Here is a 617-nt window from a genome sequence, read left to right as displayed (position 1 = left end):
AGTGCTGCGGGAAGGTAAGGATAAAAAAGGGTCAAGTCCGTAATCTCGAAAGAGGTTACGGACTTTTTGTTTATGGGGTGGAGGAGGTTCAGACCCTTTTTTTAATGATGATGGTAAGTTGTTGATAATTAGTGCTGCGGGAAGGTAAGGATAAAAAAGGGTCTGAACCTCCTCCACCCCATAAACAAAAAAGTCCGTAACCTCTTTCCCTCTTTCGAGATGACGTTCAGACCCTTTTTTATCCTTACCTTCCCGCAGCACTAATTATCAACAACTTACCATCATCATTAAAAAAAGGGTCTGAACCTCCTCCACCCCATAAACAAAAAGTCCGTAACCTCTTTCGAGATTACGGACTTGACCCTTTTTTTAATGATGATGGTAAGTTGTTGATAATTAGTGCTGCGGGAAGGTAAGGATAAAAAAGGGTCTGAACCTCCTCCACCCCATAAACAAAAAGTCCGTAACCTCTTTCGAGATTACGGACTTGACCCTTTTTTATCCTTACCTTCCCGCAGCACTAATTATCAACAACTTACCATCATCATTAAAAAAAGGGTCAAGTCCGTAATCTCGAAAGAGGTTACGGACTTTTTGTTTATGGAGATCGGAAGAGC

1 protein-coding gene is annotated in these 617 nt (G+C 41.5%); it reads right to left on the bottom strand.

Translation table 11 applies throughout. The features are described from left to right. On the bottom strand, positions 1 to 261 hold a 261-nt coding region (locus A462_RS34725), incomplete at its 3' end, for a hypothetical protein (protein ID WP_238544198.1). Between the last annotated feature and the right edge of the window lie 356 nt (positions 262 to 617).

It is taken from the genome of Pseudomonas sp. Ag1 (assembly GCF_000278565.1).
Lineage (GTDB): Bacteria > Pseudomonadota > Gammaproteobacteria > Pseudomonadales > Pseudomonadaceae > Aquipseudomonas.
Note: the sequence above shows the minus strand (reverse complement) of the source record. Positions and strands in the feature narration are given on the sequence as shown.